Raw genomic sequence first — 25,172 nt, 5'->3', positions numbered from 1 at the left:
CCACGGGCCAGCACGACTGTGTTGGTGTGGGTGGTTTGTTGGGTGTTCTTGTGATGAACAACTTCTATTTCTATTTTATTATACATGTAATTACCATTTCTATAAACCCAGGTTGAGGGGTTTATAGGTTTTGGTGGTGTCATGTTTTTTTTGTTTCCTGTCCGAACAAACGGGTGGGTTTGTTGGTTGGGAACCACATAGTGAACGCGAGCATACTTGTTTTTATAAAGTGTGTGTGGTGTAAGTTATCGGCCTATTAGTACCGGTCAGCTTCACGAGTCTTTAGTCCTCGCTTCCACGTCCGGCCTATCAACCCAGTAGTCTAGCTGGGGGCCTCTCACACTTTTACGTGTAGGGAAATCTCATCTTGAAGCGGGCTTCCCGCTTAGATGCTTTCAGCGGTTATCCCATCCGAACGTAGCTAATCAGCGATGCACTTGGCAGTACAACTGACACACCAGAGGTTCGTCCGTCCCGGTCCTCTCGTACTAAGGACAGCCCTTCTCAAATTTCCTGCGCGCGCAGCGGATAGGGACCGAACTGTCTCACGACGTTCTAAACCCAGCTCGCGTACCGCTTTAATGGGCGAACAGCCCAACCCTTGGGACCTACTCCAGCCCCAGGATGCGACGAGCCGACATCGAGGTGCCAAACCATGCCGTCGATATGGACTCTTGGGCAAGATCAGCCTGTTATCCCCGAGGTACCTTTTATCCGTTGAGCGACGGCCATTCCACAATGTGCCGCCGGATCACTAGTCCCGACTTTCGTCCCTGCTCGAGGTGTCCCTCTCACAGTCAAGCTCCCTTGTGCACTTACACTCGAAACCTGATTGCCAACCAGGCTGAGGGAACCTTTGGGCGCCTCCGTTACTCTTTAGGAGGCAACCGCCCCAGTTAAACTACCCATCAGGCACTGTCCCTGACCCGGATTACGGGCCGAAGTTAGATGTCCAAAGTGACCAGAGTGGTATTTCAACGATGACTCCATAACAACTAGCGTTGCTACTTCACAGTCTCCCACCTATCCTACACAAGCCACTCCGAACACCAATACCAAACTATAGTAAAGGTCTCGGGGTCTTTCCGTCCTGCTGCGCGTAACGAGCATCTTTACTCGTACTGCAATTTCGCCGAGTTTATGGTTGAGACAGCGGGGAAGTCGTTACTCCATTCGTGCAGGTCGGAACTTACCCGACAAGGAATTTCGCTACCTTAGGATGGTTATAGTTACCACCGCCGTTTACTGGGGCTTAAATTCTCAGCTTCGCACACAAGTGTGCTAACCGGTCCTCTTAACCTTCCAGCACCGGGCAGGAGTCAGTCCGTATACATCGTCTTGCGACTTCGCACGGACCTGTGTTTTTAGTAAACAGTCGCTTCCCCCTGGTCTCTGCGGCCCACACACGCTCACGGACAGCTAGTGTCCTTCACGTGGCAGGCCCCCCTTCTCCCGAAGTTACGGGGGCATTTTGCCGAGTTCCTTAACCATAATTCTCTCGATCGCCTTAGTATTCTCTACCTGATCACCTGTGTCGGTTTGGGGTACGGGCAGTTAGAACCTCACGTCGATGCTTTTCTAGGCAGCATAGGATCACCGAATTCCCCCCTACGGGGGTCCCATCAGATCTCAGAATCGTCATTGAAGACAACACAACGGATTTGCCTATCGTGTTTCCTACGTCCTTAGACCGGGACTACCATCGCCCGGCTCGGCTACCTTCCTGCGTCACACCTGTTAATACGTTTACCTCCCCGGTTCAGTTCCCACGCTCCCCACACATCCTGGTCCCGAAGGACACTCAATGATGGTTTGGGTGGTTAGTATCACCGGTTCAATATTGGCGGTTCTTCACCGGTACGGGAATATCAACCCGTTGTCCATCGACTACGCCTGTCGGCCTCGCCTTAGGTCCCGACTTACCCAGGGCAGATTAGCTTGACCCTGGAACCCTTGATCATTCGGCGGACGGGTTTCTCACCCGTCTTTCGCTACTCATGCCTGCATTCTCACTCGTGTAGGCTCCACCGCTAGTTCACACTGCGACTTCAATGCCCACACGACGCTCCCCTACCACTCCAAACCCCTGAAAAACACTCACGAGGAACATTTTTAGGGTCATGTTTGAAATCCACAACTTCGGCGGTGTACTTGAGCCCCGCTACATTGTCGGCGCGGGATCACTTGACCAGTGAGCTATTACGCACTCTTTTAAGGATGGCTGCTTCTAAGCCAACCTCCTGGTTGTCTAAGCAATCCCACATCCTTTCCCACTTAGCACACGCTTAGGGGCCTTAGTTGGTGGTCTGGGCTGTTTCCCTCTCGACTATGAAGCTTATCCCCCACAGTCTCACTGCTGCGCTCTGACTTACCGGCATTCGGAGTTTGGCTGACGTCAGTAACCTTGTAGGGCCCATTAGCCATCCAGTAGCTCTACCTCCAGTAAGAAACACGCAACGCTGCACCTAAATGCATTTCGGGGAGAACCAGCTATCACGAAGTTTGATTGGCCTTTCACCCCTACCCACAGCTCATCCCCTCCATTTTCAACTGAAGTGGGTTCGGTCCTCCACGCGCTCTTACACGCGCTTCAACCTGGCCATGGGTAGATCACTTCGCTTCGGGTCTAGATCACGCCACTAAACTCGCCCTATTCAGACTCGCTTTCGCTACGGCTTCCCCACACGGGTTAACCTCGCGACGTAACACTAACTCGCAGGCTCATTCTTCAAAAGGCACGCCATCACAAGAACAACTACCCACAAGGGGCACGCTTGCTCTGACGGATTGTAAGCACACGGTTTCAGGTACTATTTCACTCCCCTCCCGGGGTACTTTTCACCTTTCCCTCACGGTACTTGTCCGCTATCGGTCATTAGGTAGTATTTAGGCTTATCAGGTGGTCCTGACAGATTCACACGGGATTTCTCGGGCCCCGTGCTACTTGGGATACTCACCCAAGGGAGTGCACTGCATTTCAGTTACGGGACTCTCACCCTCTACGGTCGGCCATTCAAAACCGTTCACCTATACATGCACCATTCCCCTTCCTGAACCGGCAGATCCAGATCGGTAAGTCCCACAACCCCGCACCATGCAACGCCCGCCGGCTATCACACATGACACGGTTTAGCCTGTTCCGCTTTCGCTCGCCACTACTAACGGAATCACTTTTGTTTTCTCTTCCTGTGGGTACTGAGATGTTTCACTTCCCCACGTTCCCTCCACACATCCTATATATTCAGATGCAGGTCACTACCTCGTCTTGCAACGGGTAGCGGGGTTCCCCCATTCGGACACCCTCGGATCAAAGTTTGGTTATCAACTCCCCGAGGCTTATCGCAGATTCCTACGTCCTTCTTCGGCTCCTAATGCCAAGGCATCCACCGTGCGCCCTTAAAAACTTGACCACACACTCTGGTCACTCTTACTTATCGAGAGAACCATGAAAACCAACACCACCACCCCAAAAGGGTCGTGACATCAGATCCAGGTTCAATTATCTCAAAGAAATTGCTTCTTTATAAAGATGCTCGCGTTCACTATGTAGTTCTCAAACAACAACCCCACCACACACCCCACCAACCACAGCAACACACAAAAGTGTGTCACCGAACAGGCCAGAGAAGTCATGTGCGGGAAACCAGGCACAACACAACCACCAACACCACACCCCCCAACAGGTAAACACCCAACAAACAGGCACTCACCCACAGGAAACACGATAATCAGCGGTCCTTGTTATTCCAGGACCCAACAGTGTGCCAAACACAACAACAACTACCAACAACCCCTAACAGCTCTTTCCTCACACCCACCAAAGGATGCGGTACTCAAACCAAGGCCGCGATACTCATCATCAGCTATCTTATTGATATTCCACCCTTGAGCAACTCACCCAGAAACAGACGTCCTGGCAATGAGTCTTTACTCCTCCTACCACCAACACAACCCATGCGGGCCATACCGTGATACTCGGTGCTCCTTAGAAAGGAGGTGATCCAGCCGCACCTTCCGGTACGGCTACCTTGTTACGACTTAGTCCCAATCGCCAGTCCCACCTTCGACAGCTCCCTCCCCACAAGGGGGTTAGGCCACCGGCTTCGGGTGTTACCAACTTTCGTGACTTGACGGGCGGTGTGTACAAGGCCCGGGAACGTATTCACCGCAGCGTTGCTGATCTGCGATTACTAGCGACTCCGACTTCATGGGGTCGAGTTGCAGACCCCAATCCGAACTGAGACCGGCTTTTTGGGATTAGCTCCACCTCACAGTATCGCAACCCATTGTACCGGCCATTGTAGCATGCGTGAAGCCCAAGACATAAGGGGCATGATGATTTGACGTCGTCCTCACCTTCCTCCGAGTTGACCCCGGCAGTCTCCTATGAGTCCCCACCACTACGTGCTGGCAACATAGAACGAGGGTTGCGCTCGTTGCGGGACTTAACCCAACATCTCACGACACGAGCTGACGACAACCATGCACCACCTGTAAACCGACCGCAAGCGGGGCACTTGTTTCCAAGTGTTTCCAGTTCATGTCAAGCCTTGGTAAGGTTCTTCGCGTTGCATCGAATTAATCCGCATGCTCCGCCGCTTGTGCGGGCCCCCGTCAATTCCTTTGAGTTTTAGCCTTGCGGCCGTACTCCCCAGGCGGGGCACTTAATGCGTTAGCTACGGCGCGGAAAACGTGGAATGTCCCCCACACCTAGTGCCCAACGTTTACGGCATGGACTACCAGGGTATCTAATCCTGTTCGCTCCCCATGCTTTCGCTCCTCAGCGTCAGTTAATGCCCAGAGACCTGCCTTCGCCATCGGTGTTCCTCCTGATATCTGCGCATTTCACCGCTACACCAGGAATTCCAGTCTCCCCTACATCACTCTAGTCTGCCCGTACCCACCGCAGATCCGGGGTTGAGCCCCGGACTTTCACGGCAGACGCGACAAACCGCCTACGAGCTCTTTACGCCCAATAATTCCGGATAACGCTTGCGCCCTACGTATTACCGCGGCTGCTGGCACGTAGTTAGCCGGCGCTTCTTCTGCAAGTACCCTCAACCAGCTAAACACTGGCCTTGTTCCCTACTGAAAGAGGTTTACAACCCGAAGGCCGTCATCCCTCACGCGGCGTCGCTGCATCAGGCTTTCGCCCATTGTGCAATATTCCCCACTGCTGCCTCCCGTAGGAGTCTGGGCCGTGTCTCAGTCCCAGTGTGGCCGGTCACCCTCTCAGGCCGGCTACCCGTCGTCGCCTTGGTGAGCCATTACCTCACCAACAAGCTGATAGGCCGCGAGTCCATCCAAAACCAATAAATCTTTCAACCAAACCCCATGCGAGGTAAAGTCAATATCCAGTATTAGACCCCGTTTCCAAGGCTTATCCCAGAGTTAAGGGCAGGTTACTCACGTGTTACTCACCCGTTCGCCACTAATCCCCCCACAAGTGAGGTTCATCGTTCGACTTGCATGTGTTAAGCACGCCGCCAGCGTTCATCCTGAGCCAGGATCAAACTCTCCGTTAATAACTAAACAGACACACACAAACACACCGGAAAAAGGTCATGAATGCATGCACTAAATTCGAAACCAGCTAAACAACCATTCATCACCACAGGGGCGGCAACAAACAGTCAAATAACCAATTCAATATAAATAAATTGGTATCAATAAAACTTGGCACACTATTGAGTTCTCAAACAACAACCACACCCAGCCAACACACCACAAACAAAACAACTTATTCACGATGATCAGCGCCGAGGCAACTTTTCAATCTTACCCATAAAGCCTCAACAATGCAAATCCCTCAACCAGCAGACCACACCACCAAAACACAGGAAAAGAACCAACAAAACCAGTCCCAAACCCAGGTAAACCATTCCCCCAACAAGCAGGGCAACTCGAAAAACAATACACACAAAAACACCCACACGCAAATCCACGAAGCCTGCCCTCCACAGTCTTTTTCCAAGGGGGGCGTGGGTGAACTCAGGCTGCTGCCATGGCAGCAGCCCAACGCATCCCTACGGTTGTTCAGATCTACGAGATCACCGGAGATACCGAGATAGTTACATGGAGGCTTTATAGCCCTCATATACTGCAAGGCCAAAGAGCGGAGAACCAGTCGAGGCTGGGCGTATACTTTCCAGCGTGTTCTCTTATATGAAATTTCCTGCGCCCTGCGGGTGTCTGGGGGTCGTCGGCGTTGACTTCGCCGGCACTAGATAGCCCTGTTCTCCACCAACGATTGACCTTCCGCGCATTGAGTGCTCCTGCCACACCATTCTGGTGCAGGCAAGCGCACCATTTCCCGGGAACCCATTCATCGGGTTCGGACCCCTTTCCGCACGACTCAATGGTCCGGCAGAACAGATTAGGCAACAACTTCATGCTTCCTTTTACAGAAGAACAAATTCGCACTTCCCTTATAAACGCCTCCGTCAGGGAGCGCAAAAACCTCAACCTGCCGGAGAGCTTCAGCTCCCTTGACTGGAAGAACCTCGATTTTTTGGGCTGGCGAGATCGCAAGTACCCCAGGCTCGGCTACTTAATTGCTTGGGTAGATGGGAATCCGACCGGGCTGATTCTTCGTCATATTGAAGGCCGGCTCAGTAGTCGTGCTCAGTGCGCATGGTGCGAGGACGTGACTCTACCTAACGACGTTGTCTTCTTTAACGCCAAGAGGGGAGGGTTAGCCGGACGAAATGGCGACACCGTGGCGACACTGATGTGCGCCAAATTTGAGTGCTCCGCCAACGTACGAAGGCCAGCGCCACCGGCGTACGTGGGGTTTGATGTTCAGGCTGCACGCCAAGAACGGATCGTCATGCTCCAATCCAACACCCAGGCTTTCTTACGCAACATGGCTGCTGGTGTTGACTAGCGCATCATTCACCGGCCACTCTGAACCGCAAGGAGAGCCTCGATGACCCCTATGTCCAAAAGATCTGTGTAGTGTGAGTCCCAAAAAAACAAAAAGATCCCCGGTAGAACCATTGGTTCTACCGGGGATCTCTTTCCTAACTAAACGTGCGCGAGGGGGGATTTGAACCCCCACGCCCTTTCGGACACTGGCACCTGAAGCCAGCGCGTCTGCCGTTCCGCCACTCGCGCGTTTTTGGATCAGCCGCTTCACTTTCCTGTCAAGATATTCTTCAACATTCAGTGGAACAGCGAAATCAAGCATATAGGACACTTTGCTGATTTACCTAAACGAGGCTCACTCAACACGGTATATGCTTCCATCGTCAGCACTGGTTTAGTCCATAGGGCCGTGATTTGTTGCGGATCTGGTCAACTGCTTATTGTTCCGGGCCGTCCCCTACCTGGGTAGGAAATTTGCCACATCCAAGCAAACTAATAGGTATATTCAAGGACTCCGGCAGTAGTATCGTCTTTGAACAGAGTTGTCCGAGGCCCGGTCAACTGACAGTCGGCGCCCTCCAACGGGCGGCGGGCAAAACCGCTATCGTTGCAGACTTGCACAAGTAATAAGCAACAAGCAGCGGTGAAACTCAAGGAGAGGAGAGCATATGGGATTGTTTGACAACGTTGAAAAGGGCATTGAAAAGGCAGTTCGCGGCGCATTCTCCCTCGGCTCAAAAACCTTACAACCTGTGGAGATGGCCAACGCCCTTCGCAGGGAACTTGACGACAAGGCTATGACCTTGGATGCCGGACGGACATTGGCTCCCAACGTTTTTAACATTGAATTAGGCGACGCAGACTTCGAACGCGCCCGCTCATGGGGTGTGACCTTGGCTGAAGAGTTGTGTGATGTAGTCATCAACCACTCCCGCAGTCAAGGATATGTTTTGCAGGGGCCCGTGCGGGTTGCCTTCAATCACGAAGACGAGCTACGTCCTGGCGCGTTTGAGGTGCTTTCTGCCACCGAGAAAGAAGCCGGTCCACCGGGCCAAGCCTCATCGCCGCTGGCCCCATCACGTCCGCCTGGGCGTCCAGCTATGAGTGCCGACGCACAAGCACCTCCCGCTTTACCTTCACCAGTGTACAAACGCCAGCCCGCGCCGTCGGCCGCAAATACTCCAGCCGGAACCGGCCAGCCAGTGCTGGACATAGATGGCCAGCGCTATTCCTTAAACGCACCATCCATTATCTTGGGGCGCTCTTCAGAAGCCGACATTTTGATCGATGACACTGGTGTCTCACGCAAGCACTTAGAAGTACGTACGGAAAATGGTGCCAGCACAGCAGTTGATCTTGGTTCAACGAACGGCAGCTACGTAGACGGCCACCGGGTTCATGGCACCGCTTCGCTGCACGACGGATCAAGCATCACCATGGGTCGTACCCAGATCACATTCCGCATTTTGCCTTTGCGCGGCGGTGGCAGGCGATGAATGATCTCAGTCTTGTAGTTACGATTTTGCGCTTCGGTTTCCTGGTCCTGATGTGGATCATGGTTTTCAGCGTTGTCGCGGCCATGCGTCGCGACCTCGTCATAGGACGCAAGGCCAAAGTTGGCGCTCCAACCGCCCGCCAGGCACGCAAACACCCTGAGTTGGTTGATGAAACCCCGCCGGCGAAAGTGCAGGCACGTCAACTCGTTGTAACGGAAGGCCCGTTGGCGGGCACGACCTTGGAGCTTGCAGGTACCCCCATCTTGTTGGGACGGGCACAGGAAGCGACTCTTGTCCTTGAGGACGATTACGCATCCGGCCGTCATGCTCGCCTATTCCCTCAGGGCACCCGCTGGTTTATTGAAGATTTGGGCTCCACTAACGGAACATTCCTCGGGGATGCTGCTTTGACGCGGGCCCTCCCTGTGGAGCTTGGGGTTCCTGTGCGGATCGGCAAAACGGTCATCGAATTGAGGCCGTAATCATGGCACATACACCTCTAGTGCTGAGCTACGCCGCTAGATCGCATGTGGGTATGGTGAGAGCCAAAAATGATGACTCCGCATACGCCGGGCGGTATCTGGCCGTTGTTGCCGACGGTATGGGTGGTCATGCTGGGGGGGACGTTGCCAGCGCCTCAACTGTTCTGGATCTCATCCATCTTGACCACAATAAACACGACGACCACGCCGGTGCCCACCTCGCGGATGAAATCCAGAGCGCAAATTCGCTGCTCTCTGAACTTGTGCACGTTAATCCAAAACTGGCTGGCATGGGTACGACGGTGACAGCACTGTTGCTCTCCGGCCAGCGTTTGGCGTTTGCACATATCGGTGATTCCCGAGCGTATCGACTCAAAGACGGCGTCTTTGAGCAGATGAGCACGGACCACACATTTGTCCAGCGAATGATTGACGACGGGCGTATGACCGAGGCAGAGGCTGAGGTTCACCCCCACAAAAACGTCCTGATGCGTGTACTTGGCGACGTAGACGCATCGCCGGAGCTAGATTTAAAGTACTTCGATGCCGCCATTGGTGAGCGTTGGCTGCTGTGCTCTGACGGCTTGAACTTCGTCCGGCACGAAATGATCGAAGAGGTAATCCGGCACACGAAGTCCCTCGCTGTGGCTGCAGATACGCTCGTAGATTTAACGCTAGCCGCAGGTTCACCCGATAACGTCACGGTTGTTGTTTTCGACATCACTGAAGCAGTCCCGGATGATACAGCTACTGCCACCCTTGACACTATTAGCGCAACACCACCTGTCTCTGACGAGCCAGACCTTCCACCATTACTTGCCGAAGATCTCGCCAACGGCTCACCGTCGGGGGAGGATCAGGCGGTTGCAGGTGCCGCTGAAGCCGATGCTCCCAATCGTGATGACCAAGACAGCGCTTCTGTCGGTGATGACGAATTTACAGACGACTCCGAAGCTCTTGACTCACACATTCGTGAGTCCGTGATTCAACAGGAGCTGTCTTCACGCCCCCATGAACTTGTTGGTGCTGCACTGACAGCCAATGCCGAAGGCAAGATTCCCCAGCTGGCCAAACCCTCTACGGTTCGCCGTGCCGCTACTGTTTTAACCCACAAACCAAGTAGTACCAAACCTAGTCTTCAAGAAGACGATGAAGTATCTTTGCCGCGCCTACGCCAACGTCCTTGGGTACTGGCCATCGTAGGCTCCCTAGTAGCTATCGTGATCGTGGCGGGTTCCTGGGCTGCCTATACCTGGACCCAGACACAGTTCTTTGTCGGGGTTTCTCAGGGAAATGTGGCGATTTATAAGGGAGTCTCTCAATCTTTGGGGCCAATTTCCCTTTCGCATGTGTACAGAGAAACTGGCGTTGAAGTTAGTTCTCTGCCTGACTATTCTCAACAACTTGTCGCCAAGACTTTACCGGCATCCACGCTCAGTGACGCGGAAGCGATCATCAGCGACTTGCAGTTGGGTACTGGCAGCAGTTTGCCTCCATGTGACCTCGTGATCAAACCCACCGCCAGCCCCACGCCCACAGGAAATTCCAGCGCCACGGCGAAGGCAACCCCTTCAGTAATACCAACACCGTCTTCTAGTAGTTCAACTTCCGGCAGTTCAACCTCAGGCCCCGCTAGCGGTAAAGCGACACCCACCGCACAGCCTACGTGCATCCCTGGGGGCAAAAAATGAGCCAATTGTTAACCGTGGCAAAGCCACGCCGCAACACTGAGCTGCTCCTGCTACTGCTTGCCCTTGGCATGTCAGCCATGGCAAACGCTCTGGTGAACCTGAATTTGGGGCGCACATTTGACAATGATTTTTACATGCAGCTGGCCATCTTGGCCGGGCTCTCCATCGGTTTTCACGTAGTCCTGCGCCTTAAAGCAAAATATGCCGATCCGGTGATATTACCTGTTGTGGTAGCCCTCAACGGAATCGGCTTGGCCGTCATTCACCGACTGGACATAACCTTCGGTGACAGCGCTGCTCCACGCCAATGGGTCTGGACCAGCTTTGCTGTGATTACCGCCGTCGCCGTCATTTGGTTCCTGCGAGATCACCGCATTTTGCGACGATACACCTATATTTCTCTTCTCGTCTCCGTTATCTTGCTGATCTTGCCGCTGCTTCCATTTATTGGCGCCGGTACTATCAACGGCGCGACGGTTTGGATCTCCCTAGGGCCGTTTACCTTCCAGCCCGGAGAAATAGCAAAGATCACGCTGGCAATATTCTTTGCAGGGTATCTATCATCGAACCGCGACTTGATCTTACTTGCAGGAAAAAAGATCGGCCCGCTGCAACTACCGCGAGCCAGGGATCTGGCACCGATGATAGTGGCATGGCTAGCCAGCGTTGGAGTATTGGTGTTCCAACGCGATCTTGGATCCTCCATTTTGTTCTTTGGTTTGTTCATGGTCATGATCTACGTTGCCACCAGCCGAATCAGCTGGATCCTGATTGGGTTGGCGCTAATGGCGGTTGGTGGAGTAGCTGCCTACCAAATTTTTCCGCACGTTGCCCGGCGTATCGACGTGTGGGTGAATGCCTTTGATCCCGCCTATATCGGCGCCCCTTTCGGCAGCTTTCAAGTTGTGGAGGGCCTCTTTGGCCTAGCGAACGGTGGTCTCATCGGTACAGGACTTGGCCAGGGATCACCCGAAGAACTCCCCGTAGCCAATAGCGACATGATTATTGCCGTTATTGGAGAAGAGATCGGTCTAGTGGGCCTCTTCGCAATCCTGTGCCTCTACGCACTCTTCATAGCGCGCGGTTTCCGCGCAGCACTGGGGACTAGGGATGCCTTCGGCAAGCTCCTGGCAGTAGGACTGTCGTTTGCGGTGGCTCTCCAGTGTTTCGTGATCATTGGCGGAGTCACCCGACTAATCCCGTTGACGGGGCTGACAACACCTTTCCTAGCTGCAGGTGGATCCTCTCTGCTTGCAAACTGGATCATCGTAGCCTTGATATTAAAGATCTCCGACGCAGCACGGCGTCCCCTTAACGTCTCCGGGCCACCTGCCCCAATTGACCCGAACCCTCAAATCGGCAAAGAACAGAAGGAGGTGCCAGCCCTGTGAACCAAGCAATCCGTAATTCTTGGATAGTGGCGATCGCCTTGTTCGCACTGCTCTTTGGTTCCATCTCCTACGTGCAGTTCTTTGCGGTTGATTCCCTCAACGCCAACCCCAACAACAAGCGGCAATTGTTGAAGAGCTTCTGCAGTGAACGTGGACCTATACTGGTTGATGGGCAGGCCATTGCCGAGTCAGTTGGCACCAACACTGATTGCAAGTTCCAGCGTCAGTACAACGACCCTCTGCTCTACTCAGGTCTAACCGGCTTCTTCAGCAAATTTGGTGGACAATACGGTTTGGAATCAACTCTTCGCGAGGAGCTCACCGGGAACTCGGATGACGCCCTGTTCGATCGCATCTCTCAAGCGTTCACAGGAGAGCAGCCGCGGGGCCGTTCGGTGGAACTCACCATCGACTCAACTATTCAGCAGCTTGCCTACGACATGATTCCGGATAATATAGGCGGATCCATAGTCGTGATGAATCCGAAAACCGGTGCCATTATTGCAATGGTTGCCAAGCCTTCCTATGACACCAACTTACTGGCTACCCACGACAAGACAGTTTTCAACGCTTCCATGGCGCAGATCGTCAAAACACCTGGTGTCCACCTGAATGGGTCATCGGCTTACACGCAGCTGTACTCGCCGGGCTCTGTTTTTAAGATCATTGACACCGCAGCCGCTCTTGAATCCGGGAAATACAATAAGGACAGTGTTCTGCCCAACCCTGCCAATCTAGCTTTTCCTGGTATTGGCTATGAGCTCCCAAATTATGCCAACGGGCAGTGCTACACGCAGGATAAAGCAACGTTCAAATTCGCACTGGAAAACTCCTGCAATACCCCCTTCGCCAGTATCGCCTTGGATCTGGGTCAGGATGCTATTACCGCGGAGGCAACGAAGTTCGGTTTCAATGACAACTCGTTGAAGTTCCCTGACTCTGTGGTCACCAGCCGCTTCCCCGGCCGGGAGGGGGTATTGGAGCCTGCACAACTGGCTCAAAGTGCCATCGGCCAGCTTGATGTGCTGGCATCACCGTTGCAGGTGGCCATGATGACAGCTGCTATTGCCAATAAGGGCCAACAAATGACACCAAATCTAGTAAAAGCCGTCCGTACCCCCGATCTCAAGACAGTATCAAGCCTCACTCCTGAGGTCCTCCGCCAGTCAACAACACCCGAAGTAGCAGCTCAAATTACTGATTGGATGGTCAGTGTGGTTGATAACGGCATCGCGTCGGCAGCAGCTGTACCGGGTGTTCAGGTAGCAGGAAAAACAGGAACCTCAGAGCTTGGGGATGGATTGAATAACTCATGGTTTACCGGCTTCGCGCCGGCGAATGACCCGGAAGTGGTGGTCAGCATCGTTATGCCCAATGTTGACGTGGCCACCGGAGCCGAACTGACAAGTCCCAATGCAAGTAAACTCTTCAAGGCGGTGTTGAAAAAGTGAGGCCTAATTCTGGTATCACCTTAGGCGGCAGGTTCCAACTCACATCACGCATTGCCATCGGCGGTATGGGTGAGGTGTGGAGGGCACAGGACTTGGTTCTGGGCCGGATTGTTGCCATCAAAATTCTCAAAGACGAATACACCGGTGATCCCGGCTTTCGGGCCAGGTTCCGGGCGGAAGCAAAACACACGGCCTTGCTCAACCACGAGAGTATTGCCAACGTCTTTGACTACGGCGAGGAGGACGGCTCTGCCTACTTGGTGATGGAACTGGTTCCTGGCGAACCACTTTCAGCCCTGATTGAACGTGAGCACGTACTTTCTGCCGATTGGACGCTCTCAATGATCGCCCAGACCGCGCGAGCATTGGCTGTGGCGCACGCGCAGGGTCTAGTCCACCGAGACGTGAAGCCCGGTAACCTGCTCATCATGCCTGGAGGAAAGGTTAAGATAACCGACTTCGGCATTGCCCGCCTTGCGGACCAGGTGCCGTTGACCCAGACCGGACAGGTCATGGGTACAGCCCAGTATCTGGCACCGGAACAGGCAACAGGTCAGATCGCAACGGGCTCTAGTGATATATATTCTCTTGGCGTTATAGGTTACGAGTGCATCACCGGTCACCGCCCATTCTCCGGCGAATCTCAAATTGCGATTGCTTTGGCTCAGGTCAACGATGCACCACCGCCGCTGCCAGACACCCTGCCAACCCCGGTTCGGGCATTGTTGATGTCCATGCTTGCCAAGGATCCTGCCAACCGGCCGGCAAATGCGTTGAAGTTGGCTGAGGCAGCTGAAGCAATCCGGCGTGGTGATGTCAAGGCTGCTCATGGCGCTGTCCCGGGGATGCTTCTTTTCGAATCAATCACCGGTCCCATCACTGCACCTGTGGACATCAATTCAACCGCCCCGACATCAGTTGTGGGAAGTACGGCTGAGCCCACAACCACGGCGCTGCCAACTGTCATGGACGACGTGCAGCCCACGCGTGCCTCACCAACCCGCGCGGAGATTCTCGGAGCAGAGCGTGCCTGGCAATCCGAGAGCGAGCAGCAGGCGCTATTGTCCGACGACGAGCTGGTTTCGGAGGAGCCTGCCAAGAAGGGCCGCAGTCCGTGGACCTGGCCCATGGTGGGGTTGATCATCCTTCTTGTCTTTGCTGTTGGCGCCTTGATTCTGCAAAGTCAAGGTATTTTCGGTGGCGCACCGTCTTCCACGGCGTCGAGTTCGCCAAATACGTCAGCAAGCCCCACGCCACCACCCACGACTGCATCAGAATCGCCCACACCCTCAGAAACAACCGAGCCCACTACCGAAGCTCCAGTTGAGGTGAAAATCGACCGGGATGCCCTTCGTGGAAAGTCGTTTGCGATCGCCCAGGCAGACCTCGAAGGTAAGGGACTGGTAGTCGATCGTCTCGACGAGTTCAGCGATTCGGTTCCCGAGGGGTTAGTTATCGATGTTTCACCCATTTCTGGTCTTTACGCTGGCGACGCAGTGCAGGTCACTGTCTCCAAAGGCAAGGAGTCTCCGGCAACGACACCCGTACCTTCATCAGTGGGCAAGCAAGGCAACGCCTATGACCAAGCTCTTGTAGCGGCAGGATTCATTCCTGCACGGGTTGAGGAGCCTTCCTCGACAGTTGCCAAGGGCGTGGTAATTCGCACTGATCCGACCGCTGGTACGCCGGCCGAACCAGGATCTGTTGTCACTTATTACGTCTCGACGGGACCACAATCAGATTCCAAACCTAGTAAGTCACCCGATGTTCCAGCTCCTCCGGCGCCGCCGGCCGCGGAAGCACCCTAGGCATCAAAGGCATCGTAGTTGTATTTCCCTTCCCAACCCTCCCACCTTTTGAAAGGACAAACAGGTTCCCATGAGTGTTCCGCGCGTCCTTAACGACAGGTATGAGATCGGGGAGCTGCTGGGTCGTGGTGGTATGGCCGATGTGTACAAGGCCCAGGACATCCGGCTTGGGCGCGCAGTTGCCATCAAGCTACTGCGCGCCGATGTGGCGCAGGATTCACATCTGCAGGCTCGTTTCCGTCGTGAAGCCCAAGCTGTCGCGGGTTTAAACCACCCTTCGATCGTTGCTGTCTATGACACAGGTGAGCACGTCGCAAAAGATCAAATCCGAGATAGTGCGCATTTGCCCTACATCGTCATGGAGTATGTGCATGGCAAAACTCTTCGAGACTTGATCCGCAGTAAGGACATCAGCGTCGAGCAGGCCATCGATTACACTACGGGCGTGTTGTCGGCACTGGATTACAGTCACCGTGCCGGAGTTATCCATCGTGATATCAAACCCGCCAACGTCATGGTCACTGAGGATAAAAATGGCATCTTAGGTCAAATCAAGGTCATGGATTTTGGTATTGCCAGGACCATTTCAGATTCAGCCGCAACTATGACCCAAACACAGACGGTCATGGGCACGGCGCAGTACCTTTCACCCGAGCAGGCTCGCGGGGAAAGTGTTGATGCCCGCAGCGACTTGTACTCGACAGCTTGTCTCCTGTACGAAATGCTGGCAGGTCGTCCACCCTTCATAGGCGACTCTCCCGTGTCTGTGGCCTACCAGCATGTCCGCGAGCTGCCACCTGAACCCAGCACCTACAACCCAGAACTCACCCCAGCCTTAGATGCACTGTTGATGCGCGCCCTGCAAAAGGACAGATTTCACCGTTTTCAGGATGCTTCCTCATTTCGTCGTGCGCTTCGGGCAGCGAGCACCGGGGTCATGCCACCGCCTGGGCCCGGTGTTTCCCGAACACCGGTTCCCACACCCCAGTCTCTGCCGGTTCAGGAGCTTACCGCTGCCAACCCAGTCACCCAATCGCAGATTTCCCCGGACGACGGCGGTCCTTCCACCCGCGCAATGGCGAAAGTCCTTGCTGGGGGAGCCCTCACCACTCATGAGAACGTTGTGGAGGAAGCGGCGGCAGTGCCGCGTGCCCAAAAGCGGCGCCGTGGGGCCTGGATGGTGACCTTATTTGTTCTTTTGGCCATTATTCTCGGTGGTGGCACAGTGCTTGGTTACAACATGGTCAATGCGAAACCTGCTGCGGTTGCGCAGATCTCCATTCCATCCTTGGTCGGAAAGAGCAAGGAGGATGCCATGGCCCAGCTCACGGATTTGAACATGTCACCGCAGAGCAGTGAAGAATTTTCCGCTATGGCTTTGGGAGAAGTCATCCGTACAGACCCACGAGCGGGAACGTCCGTTGACCCTGGCTCTAGAATCGAAGTTTTTGTTTCCAAAGGACCCTCAGAAGTCACGATCCCTGATGATCTGGCGGGTAAGACCGAATCTGAGGTGCGCTTCGATCTCGCCGCATTGAATCTGAAGTTTAAAACAAATGTCATGGTCAACGATGGCTCCATCGCCGCCGGTTCCGTCGTCACAACCGACCCAGCACCGGGGCAGACTGTCCCGGTTCAAACCACGGTTACATTGAAGATCTCCACAGGCCAGGTCCTGATGCCATCTTTGTTTGACTTAACTGACAACCCTGATGCGGTTAAAGAAACGGTTGCTGCCGCGTTGAAAGGCGTTTCACAGTATTTGGACGTGACGTACGAAGAAGCCGAAAATACCGTTGTTCCACCAGGCATGGTGACAAACCAATCTATCTCGCCAGGGACGGCAGTGGAACAGCGGACAACGGTTGTTGTGACTCTGGCCAAGGCGCCTCCTGAGCCTGCGGAGCCCACGCCCAGCAACACACCGACAGCCAAGCCCACAGACGTGGCCACGAAAAAGCCGACTTCAGGATCAGAGAAAAAGAAGTGATTCCTACTCTTATTTAGCCTTTGATAAGCGGACTTAACGCTGCCGCCCGGACGCTGGCACCAACCAATCCAAGGGACTCAAGCCAGTTACCCAACATGGTGTAACCACCTTCAGTGAGAACAGATTCCGGATGGAACTGTACTCCGCACAATGGTGCACTCTTATGTGCCAAACCCATGATCACGCCGTCGGCCGTAACGGCAGTAACTTCTAGTACATCCGGAATGCTGGCAGGCACAGCCGCCAATGAATGATAACGAGTTGCCGTCACCGGACTCGGCAACCCGGCAAACACGCTGTTTCCTTCGTGCAACACTTCACTGGTTTTACCGTGCATGAGCGCCGTGGCATGAGTCACGACCCCACCGTAAGCTTCAGCCAGTGCCTGGTGACCAAGACATACGCCAAGCATCGGCTTGGAATTCTCGCCACACCACTTAATCAGGTCTATGCACACGCCAGCTTCTGCAGGCGTGCCTGGACCGGGGGAAATGAGAACGCCATCTCGTGCAGATGCCAACTCCACCGCCTCAGCGAGGCTCACATCGTCGTTACGCACAACATTTGTTTCGGCACCCAACTGCTCCAGATAACCAACCAAGGTGTAAACGAAGCTGTCGTAGTTATCTACAACAAGAATACGAACTGTCATCTCAGGCTCCTGCGCCAATTGTTGAATCATTCAAGGGACTGAATTGGGAAAGCCACGGAAACACGAACTGCATCAGCACAAGAACCGCTACCACCAGAAAAACTAGCGTCATGACAATACGGACCCACAGTGGCCCCGGGAGGTGCCTAAATATCCAGCCGTACATTGTGCGCGTCAGCCTTTCTGGTTCACTTGAACTTGTTTGGCGATTTCTGCTGGCGGGCCCACACTGGCCGGCTGCCATGCGACAAGGACAGAGTAAGCAATAATCCGTTCTTCAGCACCAAACCGTGGATTACAGCTGGTCATCGTCAAGAAACTCTCGGTGGAAGTGAGACCTTCTTGCGTAGGCACCGGCAATAAAACGTCACCTCGAGTGGGCATGACAATTTGGTTGTTTCGGAACACATACGTGTAGTAACCGTCTATGGTTTGGACATATATCTTGTCCCCAGGCACCAGAGTGTGAATAGCATCCAGAACGGCGCCATGAGTTTGTCTGTGCCCGGCAATAGCAAAGTTTCCTACACCGCCGGGCATCGTTGAGCTGTCATACCGGCCAAGTCCCAGAGTATCCAACTGTTGTCCAGCAACGCCTTCAACGAGCGGACGACTATAGCTGGCACCAAAGCGGGGCACGTAAACAACACCAAACACGGTTCCAGGACCCGGTGGCACGGGCATAACAACGGGAGGGCCAAAGTCCTTACGTCCAGCCGGATTCTGCGGAGTAACTGGTCCTTGAAACTCTTGCGCAAACTGTGAAACTGCAGCGCTTTGTGCCGCATTCGCCTCGATGTTCGTCCACCATAGTTCCCACACAACGAACAATAAAAGGATGACTCCGCCAGTTATGAGCAGTTCACCAATAATCTGAACCAAAGTCCTGAAAAAACCTTGTTTGGGACGTTGTTCACTACGACGTCGGGCCGCACGACCACGCTTGGTTGGCGCGGACGCATTTTCCCCCGGCAGTTCTTCATCAACCGCAGCTGAATCGACATGGCTTGGCGATTGAACCACGCGTGTCTCCTGACTGAAGTTGATCGGCAATGTCATGCAATCCGCGGCTGCAGGAATTACAGCTAGAATTGCCTCAACAATACCGGCAGTTCACAGCCCTGGAACAATTCGCTGAACATCAGCAGAGGTAACGAACCGCCCATCTACCCAACGAGCTGGTCGGATACTCGATCACAACGTTAAGGAGCTCCTGTGCCTGAATCAACACCGCGTCGCCGTCCCACCAAGGGCCCGGCCCAAACGCCTTCCAGCAAAACGCAGCAGCCTAACGCCGTTTGGTTCCTTCCATTGATGGTGACGTTGATGCTACTGGGCCTGGTCTGGATCATCACTTATTACATTTCAGATGGAAAGTTCCCGATCCCCAATATTCACAACTGGAATATCGGCATCGGCTTCGGCATAGCACTGGCAGGTTTTATGATGACTACACGCTGGCGCAGCTAGTTTCCTGCTTCTTTTTCCTCACGAGCATCACTTTGCACATAGCGTCCCGTAGCTTTATCCGCGGCATGGCCGGGCACATCACCGGCTGTGCCGTAATCTGCTTCAACGAACCGTCCAGTCTCGGCTTCCTCGAGGGCTTCCTCGGTGCCCGCTCGACCGTAGTCGCCTTCAACGTAGCGGCCATCAGACTCTCCGGTCTTGTGACCTTCTTCAGCACCTGCCTTGCCATACTGGCCCTCTATATAACGTCCGTGCTCAGCGTTGTCTTCTACCGACATGGTGCTGACCTTCTTTCTTATTTGAGCCAAGGCCCATCAGCCTTTCGGCCAAGAGGCGTTTCCTTACTCTCATTCTAGTGTGCTTATACCGGTCTGGACAGGGCTACCGGAGGCCCTGGATTATCAGGAACGGGAGCAGCCATGAGCGAGGTCAACTGCTCTCTGGATTGAATATCCAGCTTGATGAAAGTCCTGTAAAGATGCCCCTCAATGGTCCGCAGCGAAACGTTAAGTCGGGCAGCAATGGAGCTATTGGACTCACCCTGAGCCACAAGTAAAGCGATCTGGTGCTCGCGGCGAGTCATTTTGGGTTGGTCAATAGTCTGAAAAACAGGAGATACCAATCCAGGCATGTTCTCACGCATCGCCACGACTTTGTTGGCTGCTTTGCGGCTTTTGTGGATTTTGCCGCCGACGCTGAATTTATTAAGTGCATGTGTGGCCAGCTCAACGGCTACCAGCTCAAAACCGTACTGCATGGCAGTTGCGCTAGCCTGTTCAAGGCTTGCAGCGTCTTGGGAACGCATTGCGGCTGACCAGCGTACAAAGAACTCTTTGCTGGATGACTCCAGCCGTTCCGCAACTTCGACCAATCTGAGGATTGCCGCAGCATCACCCACGCGCACCAGAAGCGAAAGGACTGTTAGCTCAATCCCGAGGTAGCCGTGCTCCAGGCACTCCCGCTGTAGACTCCATAACCGCGCCAACCCCAGTTCCGACTGCCCGGTCATGAATTGGGCGGCAGCTGCGTAAGCAGCACCTTCCAACTCATAAAATTTGCCGCTGCGTCGATTCAGTAAAGCTAGCTGCGACAAAATGCCCTGCGAACCCGGTAAGTCTCCGTGCATCACCAAGCAGTACGCTTGCAACCCCATTGCTGTGGGTAGCACCGACCACGGGTCGTAGTCTTTGAGCGTGTGCACGGCTGACTCCGACCCAGCCAACGCCTCTTGCAGGTAACCTCGCCGGACCTGCATCATGGCTGCCGCAAGATCGCGCAATCCGCCTGAATGCAGCATGAGATCAGGATTGGTGAAGATGGCAGGTTCCAGGGCCGCAGTGGCATAGTCCCATGCACCGTCATAAATGAATGCTGCCACTGAACGGGTGTAAGCCAAAATGGCAATATCTGGCCGCGGAAACCCTTCAGGTCTCTCGAGTTCAGCAACAACATCCAACGCCATCGCCACTGCTGTGCTCATCTGTCCGGTAGCGCTAAGAACCTCAACTAAGAGAGATTTCAGCAGGACCCGGTCCGCTACGTTCTCTGTCATGGGGTGAGCTAAGAGCGCTTGGATGCCTTCAGGGAGATTTTCCATCCTGCCAACGGAGACGTTCTTGATGGCCAAAGTTATCAACACATCGATGTCAGCTCTGCTGGAGAAATCGTTGAGGACCACATCGCCAAACCGACCCACAAAGCTGAGGTAAGCCTCATCGAAGCAGACTTCGTAGTCCATCGCTGATGAATGAGAGAGTTGAACAGCGCGCAGAGCGCTTGCACCCGCTTCAGGTGAATGAGCTATTTCAAGAGCGTGCATTGAGAGTTTCCGCGCAGTGACGGCACAGTTTTGGTTTAGATATGCAATCGAGCGCTCGGCCAGTAGAGCTGCCTGGTGTGGCGTGCCTTCATGACTCTTGCTGAACTGTAACGCCTCAAGTGGGCGCATCAGCTGGTTGGCATACACGGTGGCTGCAAGGATCCGCTCATCATTAACCGGCAGTCCGCAATCAAGCGACCACCTCGTGAAATTAATGATCATTTCAGGGTTGGATTGATCGTCAATTGTCACAAATTTTGAGACTTCTCTCAGGAACCGCCTGCTGCGTCCTAACGGAACCATGTCACGAATTGCGGTCGCAGTGGCCGGACGCGCCAACCGCATCGTTAGAACCGCCCCTGGCACTACCTCGACAAGTTCTCTTTGCTGAATGTCATCGACTGCCTCGACGCTGGTCAAATCAAGAATAACCTCAAGCGGAAGTGGCCCGGCCAAGGCAAGCATTTCGATGATCCCCCGAGAATCAGCTAATTGTTTGGTGAGCTCCATCTGCAGAAGTTCCCAAGATTCGGTACCTAAACGATCTTCAGGATGGTCAAGTATCCACACGTTGTTAACCTTGTGCAAAGAGCCTTCTTCACGTGCACCTGCCACTAAGCCGTGCAGCACCAGAGGATTACCAGCCGACCGGCTGGCCAAGTAGTCAATGGCCGGACGTGCAATTTTTCCACCCAGAACACCCTCAAGTAGCATTCGGACTGCTTCAGACTGCAGTGGCGCCACATCAAAACGGGTCAGATGTCCTTCACGCCATAACTCACGCAAATAATTTTTATGCCCCCCGGGATGATCTACCACTATTAATTTGGCCGCAGAAGACATAACCACCTGCAAGATGATGGCAGCACTTTCCCGATCTAGATATTCGGCGTTGTCCACGATCAGCACTAGTGAGTCGGACGTGGTTGAGGCCGCGTGGATTTGCTCTAAGAAAGCGTTGAGTACCTCGTAATAATCATCGCTGCGCACTAGCTTCACGCCGACTCGAGCGTTGACAGCTCCGAAAGGAATAGTCATTAGTGCTTTGCTTGCGGAGAGCCTGATTCTTGCAATTCTCGGGCCCAGGGCATTGAGAATTTCGCCCAACATCCAGGTTTTTCCGGCACCACGAGATCCAACGATGAGTACTCCTCTTGAGGAGCCGTCAGTCAGCTGACTAACAATATCCTCAACAACTGCGCGCCGAGCCATGCCTCCCCATTTCCTGAAACTGCGGCTACAACCGCCGATATTAGACTCAGCGTCATGGCTGGCCCGCCCCTGACCCCTGCCCCCTGCCCTTCAAGGCTCTCAGCTCAGTCCCAGTTCAGTCTCAGTCTCAGTCTCAGTCTATGGATATTGCGAGGGCTGTGTCGATGGAACGGCCAGGTACGCGAAGAAGCTCTGCACATATCCGCAATATCTGTCAATATCCCCACCTTGTCCACACTGTGGATAACTTTTTCCCACAACACACACCTCTGTCCACCGACGTTGATAACTTATTCGAACTGTCCACAGGCCGTCTTCGAAACTGTGGTTATCCATAGTTGTTCACAAAGTTATCCACAGAAGTGGATAACTTTACATCGATTACCGCATAATCCATTGAAAATGCCGCGATGGAGTAATCCACAGCTGTGGAATTACATGTGTGTAACTTATGCCCAGTGTGTATAAGTCTGGGGAAAAGACAGTGTACGACGAACTGACGACTACTAGAACTACAGGCCTGTAAGTTATACCCATATGTGGATAGTGCTGTGGACAAGTGCAGATTCATGCGACGATGAAGTCATGGAATTAGCCGATGCACTTGATATCTCCAGAGTTTCCCCACAGGAACTAACCCAGGAGCAGATCGATGAGTACCGCAGGTTGAGTGCTGAGCAAAGCAGCGGAGTGGCCATCATTAGCACTAGGCTCCGTGACCGAGACTATGCAACTACTGTCAGTGCCTACCTGTCAGTGTCCTATGACCCGCCGACATTGCTGGTAAGTCTCTACGCCGAGTCCAGGATCGCACTAGCTGTGGCGGAGTCGGGTTCGTGGGCGCTGTCGATTCTGACGGCTGAGCAAAAGGCTCAAGCAAATTGGCTCGCCAGCCCTGGCACACCGTTGGAAGGACTGCTCAACCAAATAAGTTTTAGGCGTGGCCCAGTCACTGGCAACGCCATTATTGCAGGAGCTCTCGCGTTTTTTGAGGTCGCCACCACCACCATCCACACAGCAGCCACCCACCTACTGGTGGTGGGGAGTGTGCTTTCTATGGGTGAGGACGCACCATGGAGTAAGGATGCCTCACCCCTGATCCACTACGGTGGCGACTATCGCCGGCTCAAGCCCTAAGACTTGCTGGAGAACCCTAACTACACCTTGCTTTTAACGCAACGAGTACAGCTGCGCTTCTCAGCCTATGAGTCAGCTGGTGACCTAGCTGAAAGGAAGAACCGGGAAAGTTGAGACCTTGTAAAGGGTCAAACCAACCAAGAGCACTGCCACACCTGCAATACCGCTCCACTGGATGAGATTACGGTTCTTAGCTGGTGCGTAGGCAATCGCTGCAGTGCACAGTGCACCGGCCAGCAAACCGCCTAAGTGGGCCTGCCAAGCAATATTGGGGATCACGAACCCAATGGCAGCATTAATCAGCAACAGGACCAGAATTTGGCGCAGGTCGCCACCGCGCTTCTTTTGCACAACAAAAAGTGCGCCGAACAATCCAAAGACGGCGCCCGAAGCTCCCACCACAACCGTGTCCAAGGGAGAGAGCATCAGAACGCCCACTGAGCCGGCGAAAGCGCTGACAAGATAGACGGCCATGAACCGCACGCGACCAAAGGCAGGTTCCAGAGCATTACCCAAAATCCACAGCGCATACATATTGAAAGCTATGTGCATAATGTTGGTGGAATGCAAGAATGCGGAGGAAAGCATGCGCCACGGCTCTGCTTCCGTCAAGAATGGGGCATAGGCAAAGTTCTGAAAGATGAAGCCGTTGGGGATGATCCAGTCCAAACCAAACGCGACAACGCAAATCGCCATCATGGTGATAGTTACAACGGGTCTTCCCGCCCGGGCGATCCCGCCAAAAATACTCCGCCGGGATGGCGTGGCCTTAGTAGCTTCACGAACACAGTCCACACACTGAATTCCCACGGCCGCGCTCCGTTGACATTCCGGGCACGTTGGTCGGCCACACCGCTGACAGCTCACATAGGAGACACGGTCAGTGTGACGTGGGCAGACAGGGGCTCCTGTGGAGGACTCCTGGGTCGGGAAAGCAGAACTCATGGATAGGATCCTCGCGGGATAAATATAAGGAAGGCTTCAGCCGCCGGATCGCAACGGACGCCGGCGGCCAAAGCCATGAAAATCATAACTATCAGTTTTTAGAGCTGCTCAACGCTCACCGAGTTAATGAGCACATCTTCACGCGGCTTGTCGCCTGCGCCAGTTGCCACGCCCTCAATGGCATCCACAACAGCGCGTGAGGCCTCATCAGCGACTTCACCAAAGATGCTGTGCTTGCCTTGGAGCCAGCTGGTGTTCACGGTTGTGATGAAGAACTGTGAACCATTGGTTCCACGGCCACCCTGAATACCGGCGTTGGCCATAGCCAATTTGTAGGGGTCGTTGAAATTCAAGTCAGGGTTGATCTCGTCGTCGAACTGGAAACCGGGGCCGCCAACTCCACGGCCCAAAGGATCGCCAGCTTGAATCATGAAGTCTTTGATGATGCGGTGGAAAATAGTCCCGTTGTACAACGGCTTGTTTGTTTTTTCACCAGTTCCCGGGTGTGTCCATTCAATGGATCCGGTCGCCAGGCCAACAAAGTTGGCCACTGTCTTGGGGGCGTGGTTGCCAAAGAGGTTTACCACGATGTCGCCAAGGCTGGTGCTGATAGTTGCTTTTGCGGTAGGAATAGCAGTCATGGCGATATTCTGCCATGCCAAAGTGAGAATATTCTGATAATGCCGATCATTCCGCGCCCGGCGAACTGTCAAAGATAGCAAGAGTGCTGTTGTGGACGTAGGCTAAAGACGAAACTGCTG

Annotated in this window: 16 protein-coding genes, 1 tRNA gene and 2 rRNA genes; 10 read left to right on the top strand and 9 right to left on the bottom strand. The window is 53.9% G+C overall.

The genetic code is table 11. The features are described from left to right. Positions 1-235 precede the first annotated feature (235 nt). Positions 236-3,410 (bottom strand): 23S ribosomal RNA (locus AAFM46_RS00160). Between the two features lie 579 nt (positions 3,411-3,989). After that, a 16S ribosomal RNA gene (locus tag AAFM46_RS00155) occupies positions 3,990-5,525 on the bottom strand. Together the 16S and 23S rRNA genes form the textbook arrangement of a ribosomal RNA operon. 866 nt (positions 5,526-6,391) lie before the next feature. Here AAFM46_RS00155 and AAFM46_RS00150 point away from each other — a divergent pair. Next, positions 6,392-6,886 carry an FBP domain-containing protein gene (locus AAFM46_RS00150; RefSeq protein ID WP_343318869.1) on the top strand — a complete coding sequence of 165 codons (495 nt, stop codon included), beginning with the start codon at positions 6,392-6,394 and terminating at the stop codon, positions 6,884-6,886. Between the two features lie 147 nt (positions 6,887-7,033). Here the strand turns inward: AAFM46_RS00150 and AAFM46_RS00145 are convergent. Continuing rightward, positions 7,034-7,116: transfer RNA gene (locus tag AAFM46_RS00145), tRNA-Leu, on the bottom strand. Between the two features lie 419 nt (positions 7,117-7,535). Between AAFM46_RS00145 and AAFM46_RS00140 the strand changes: the two genes are divergently transcribed. From AAFM46_RS00140 to pknB, 7 genes are all read left to right on the top strand, one after another. Next, positions 7,536-8,363 carry an FhaA domain-containing protein gene (locus AAFM46_RS00140; RefSeq protein WP_283528674.1) on the top strand — a complete coding sequence of 276 codons (828 nt, stop codon included), beginning with the start codon at positions 7,536-7,538 and terminating at the stop codon, positions 8,361-8,363. Next, on the top strand, positions 8,360-8,845 hold the full coding sequence (locus tag AAFM46_RS00135; RefSeq protein ID WP_283528676.1) for an FHA domain-containing protein: 486 nt from the start codon (positions 8,360-8,362) through the stop codon (positions 8,843-8,845). The genes AAFM46_RS00140 and AAFM46_RS00135 overlap by 4 nt, the downstream gene beginning before the upstream one ends. Before the next feature lie 2 nt (positions 8,846-8,847). Then, positions 8,848-10,536, top strand: coding sequence for a PP2C family serine/threonine-protein phosphatase (locus AAFM46_RS00130; protein ID WP_343318868.1), 1,689 nt, complete (start codon positions 8,848-8,850; stop codon positions 10,534-10,536). After that, positions 10,533-11,927 (top strand): FtsW/RodA/SpoVE family cell cycle protein, encoded by a 1,395-nt coding sequence (locus tag AAFM46_RS00125; RefSeq protein ID WP_283528680.1) that lies wholly within the window; start codon positions 10,533-10,535, stop codon positions 11,925-11,927. Before AAFM46_RS00130 ends, AAFM46_RS00125 begins: the two co-directional genes overlap by 4 nt. Beyond that, positions 11,924-13,378, top strand: a complete 1,455-nt coding sequence (locus tag AAFM46_RS00120) for a penicillin-binding transpeptidase domain-containing protein (RefSeq protein ID WP_343318866.1) — start codon at positions 11,924-11,926, stop codon at positions 13,376-13,378. The genes AAFM46_RS00125 and AAFM46_RS00120 overlap by 4 nt, the downstream gene beginning before the upstream one ends. Beyond that, positions 13,375-15,186, top strand: coding sequence for a protein kinase (locus tag AAFM46_RS00115; protein ID WP_343318865.1), 1,812 nt, complete (start codon positions 13,375-13,377; stop codon positions 15,184-15,186). Before AAFM46_RS00120 ends, AAFM46_RS00115 begins: the two co-directional genes overlap by 4 nt. A gap of 70 nt (positions 15,187-15,256) precedes the next feature. Beyond that, a complete protein-coding gene (gene pknB / locus AAFM46_RS00110; protein WP_343318864.1) occupies positions 15,257-17,176 on the top strand; it encodes a Stk1 family PASTA domain-containing Ser/Thr kinase in 1,920 nt (639 codons plus the stop codon). Positions 17,177-17,189: 13 nt separating this feature from the next. Here the strand turns inward: pknB and AAFM46_RS00105 are convergent, their stop codons facing one another. Next, positions 17,190-17,828 carry a gamma-glutamyl-gamma-aminobutyrate hydrolase family protein gene (locus tag AAFM46_RS00105; RefSeq protein WP_283528687.1) on the bottom strand — a complete coding sequence of 213 codons (639 nt, stop codon included), beginning with the start codon at positions 17,826-17,828 and terminating at the stop codon, positions 17,190-17,192. A gap of 174 nt (positions 17,829-18,002) precedes the next feature. Beyond that, the gene (locus AAFM46_RS00100) at positions 18,003-18,710 is read right to left on the bottom strand and encodes a class E sortase (RefSeq protein WP_343320484.1); all 708 of its coding nucleotides are present in this window, start codon (positions 18,708-18,710) and stop codon (positions 18,003-18,005) included. Positions 18,711-19,043: 333 nt separating this feature from the next. Here AAFM46_RS00100 and AAFM46_RS00095 point away from each other — a divergent pair, with 333 nt between their 5' ends. Next, positions 19,044-19,298 (top strand): cell division protein CrgA, encoded by a 255-nt coding sequence (locus AAFM46_RS00095; RefSeq protein ID WP_283528689.1) that lies wholly within the window; start codon positions 19,044-19,046, stop codon positions 19,296-19,298. On the opposite strand, the gene AAFM46_RS00090 is transcribed toward AAFM46_RS00095, so the two are convergent. Beyond that, complete coding sequence (locus AAFM46_RS00090) at positions 19,295-19,576, bottom strand: hypothetical protein (RefSeq protein ID WP_343318862.1); 282 nt, start codon at positions 19,574-19,576, stop codon at positions 19,295-19,297. The two genes, AAFM46_RS00095 and AAFM46_RS00090, sit on opposite strands and share 4 nt — an antisense overlap. 83 nt (positions 19,577-19,659) lie before the next feature. Beyond that, on the bottom strand, positions 19,660-22,329 hold the full coding sequence (locus tag AAFM46_RS00085) for a LuxR C-terminal-related transcriptional regulator (protein WP_343318861.1): 2,670 nt from the start codon (positions 22,327-22,329) through the stop codon (positions 19,660-19,662). 585 nt (positions 22,330-22,914) lie between these two features. Between AAFM46_RS00085 and AAFM46_RS00080 the strand changes: the two genes are divergently transcribed. After that, positions 22,915-23,466: a flavin reductase family protein gene (locus AAFM46_RS00080; RefSeq protein ID WP_283528695.1), complete on the top strand. Its 552-nt coding sequence runs from the start codon at positions 22,915-22,917 to the stop codon at positions 23,464-23,466. Positions 23,467-23,550: 84 nt separating this feature from the next. Here the strand turns inward: AAFM46_RS00080 and AAFM46_RS00075 are convergent, their stop codons facing one another. After that, complete coding sequence (locus AAFM46_RS00075) at positions 23,551-24,165, bottom strand: rhomboid family intramembrane serine protease (protein ID WP_343318860.1); 615 nt, start codon at positions 24,163-24,165, stop codon at positions 23,551-23,553. Between the two features lie 344 nt (positions 24,166-24,509). Beyond that, positions 24,510-25,052, bottom strand: a complete 543-nt coding sequence (locus tag AAFM46_RS00070) for a peptidylprolyl isomerase (protein ID WP_283528699.1) — start codon at positions 25,050-25,052, stop codon at positions 24,510-24,512. Between the last annotated feature and the right edge of the window lie 120 nt (positions 25,053-25,172).

This window comes from Arthrobacter sp. TMP15, assembly GCF_039529835.1.
Lineage (GTDB): Bacteria > Actinomycetota > Actinomycetes > Actinomycetales > Micrococcaceae > Specibacter.
Note: the sequence above shows the minus strand (reverse complement) of the source record. Positions and strands in the feature narration are given on the sequence as shown.

Bases quoted from the DNA above. Each gene is read 5' to 3' on its own strand.
- AAFM46_RS00150 (WP_343318869.1), top strand. From the start codon at position 6,392: ATGCTTCCTTTTACAGAAGAACAAATTCGCACTTCCCTTATAAACGCC.
- AAFM46_RS00140 (WP_283528674.1), top strand. From the start codon at position 7,536: ATGGGATTGTTTGACAACGTTGAAAAGGGCATTGAAAAGGCAGTTCGC.
- AAFM46_RS00135 (WP_283528676.1), top strand. From the start codon at position 8,360: ATGAATGATCTCAGTCTTGTAGTTACGATTTTGCGCTTCGGTTTCCTG.
- AAFM46_RS00130 (WP_343318868.1), top strand. From the start codon at position 8,848: ATGGCACATACACCTCTAGTGCTGAGCTACGCCGCTAGATCGCATGTG.
- AAFM46_RS00125 (WP_283528680.1), top strand. From the start codon at position 10,533: ATGAGCCAATTGTTAACCGTGGCAAAGCCACGCCGCAACACTGAGCTG.
- pknB (WP_343318864.1), top strand. From the start codon at position 15,257: ATGAGTGTTCCGCGCGTCCTTAACGACAGGTATGAGATCGGGGAGCTG.
- AAFM46_RS00105 (WP_283528687.1), bottom strand. From the start codon at position 17,828: ATGACAGTTCGTATTCTTGTTGTAGATAACTACGACAGCTTCGTTTAC.
- AAFM46_RS00090 (WP_343318862.1), bottom strand. From the start codon at position 19,576: ATGTCGGTAGAAGACAACGCTGAGCACGGACGTTATATAGAGGGCCAG.
- AAFM46_RS00085 (WP_343318861.1), bottom strand. From the start codon at position 22,329: ATGGCTCGGCGCGCAGTTGTTGAGGATATTGTTAGTCAGCTGACTGAC.
- AAFM46_RS00080 (WP_283528695.1), top strand. From the start codon at position 22,915: ATGGAATTAGCCGATGCACTTGATATCTCCAGAGTTTCCCCACAGGAA.
- AAFM46_RS00075 (WP_343318860.1), bottom strand. From the start codon at position 24,165: ATGATGGCGATTTGCGTTGTCGCGTTTGGTTTGGACTGGATCATCCCC.
- AAFM46_RS00070 (WP_283528699.1), bottom strand. From the start codon at position 25,052: ATGACTGCTATTCCTACCGCAAAAGCAACTATCAGCACCAGCCTTGGC.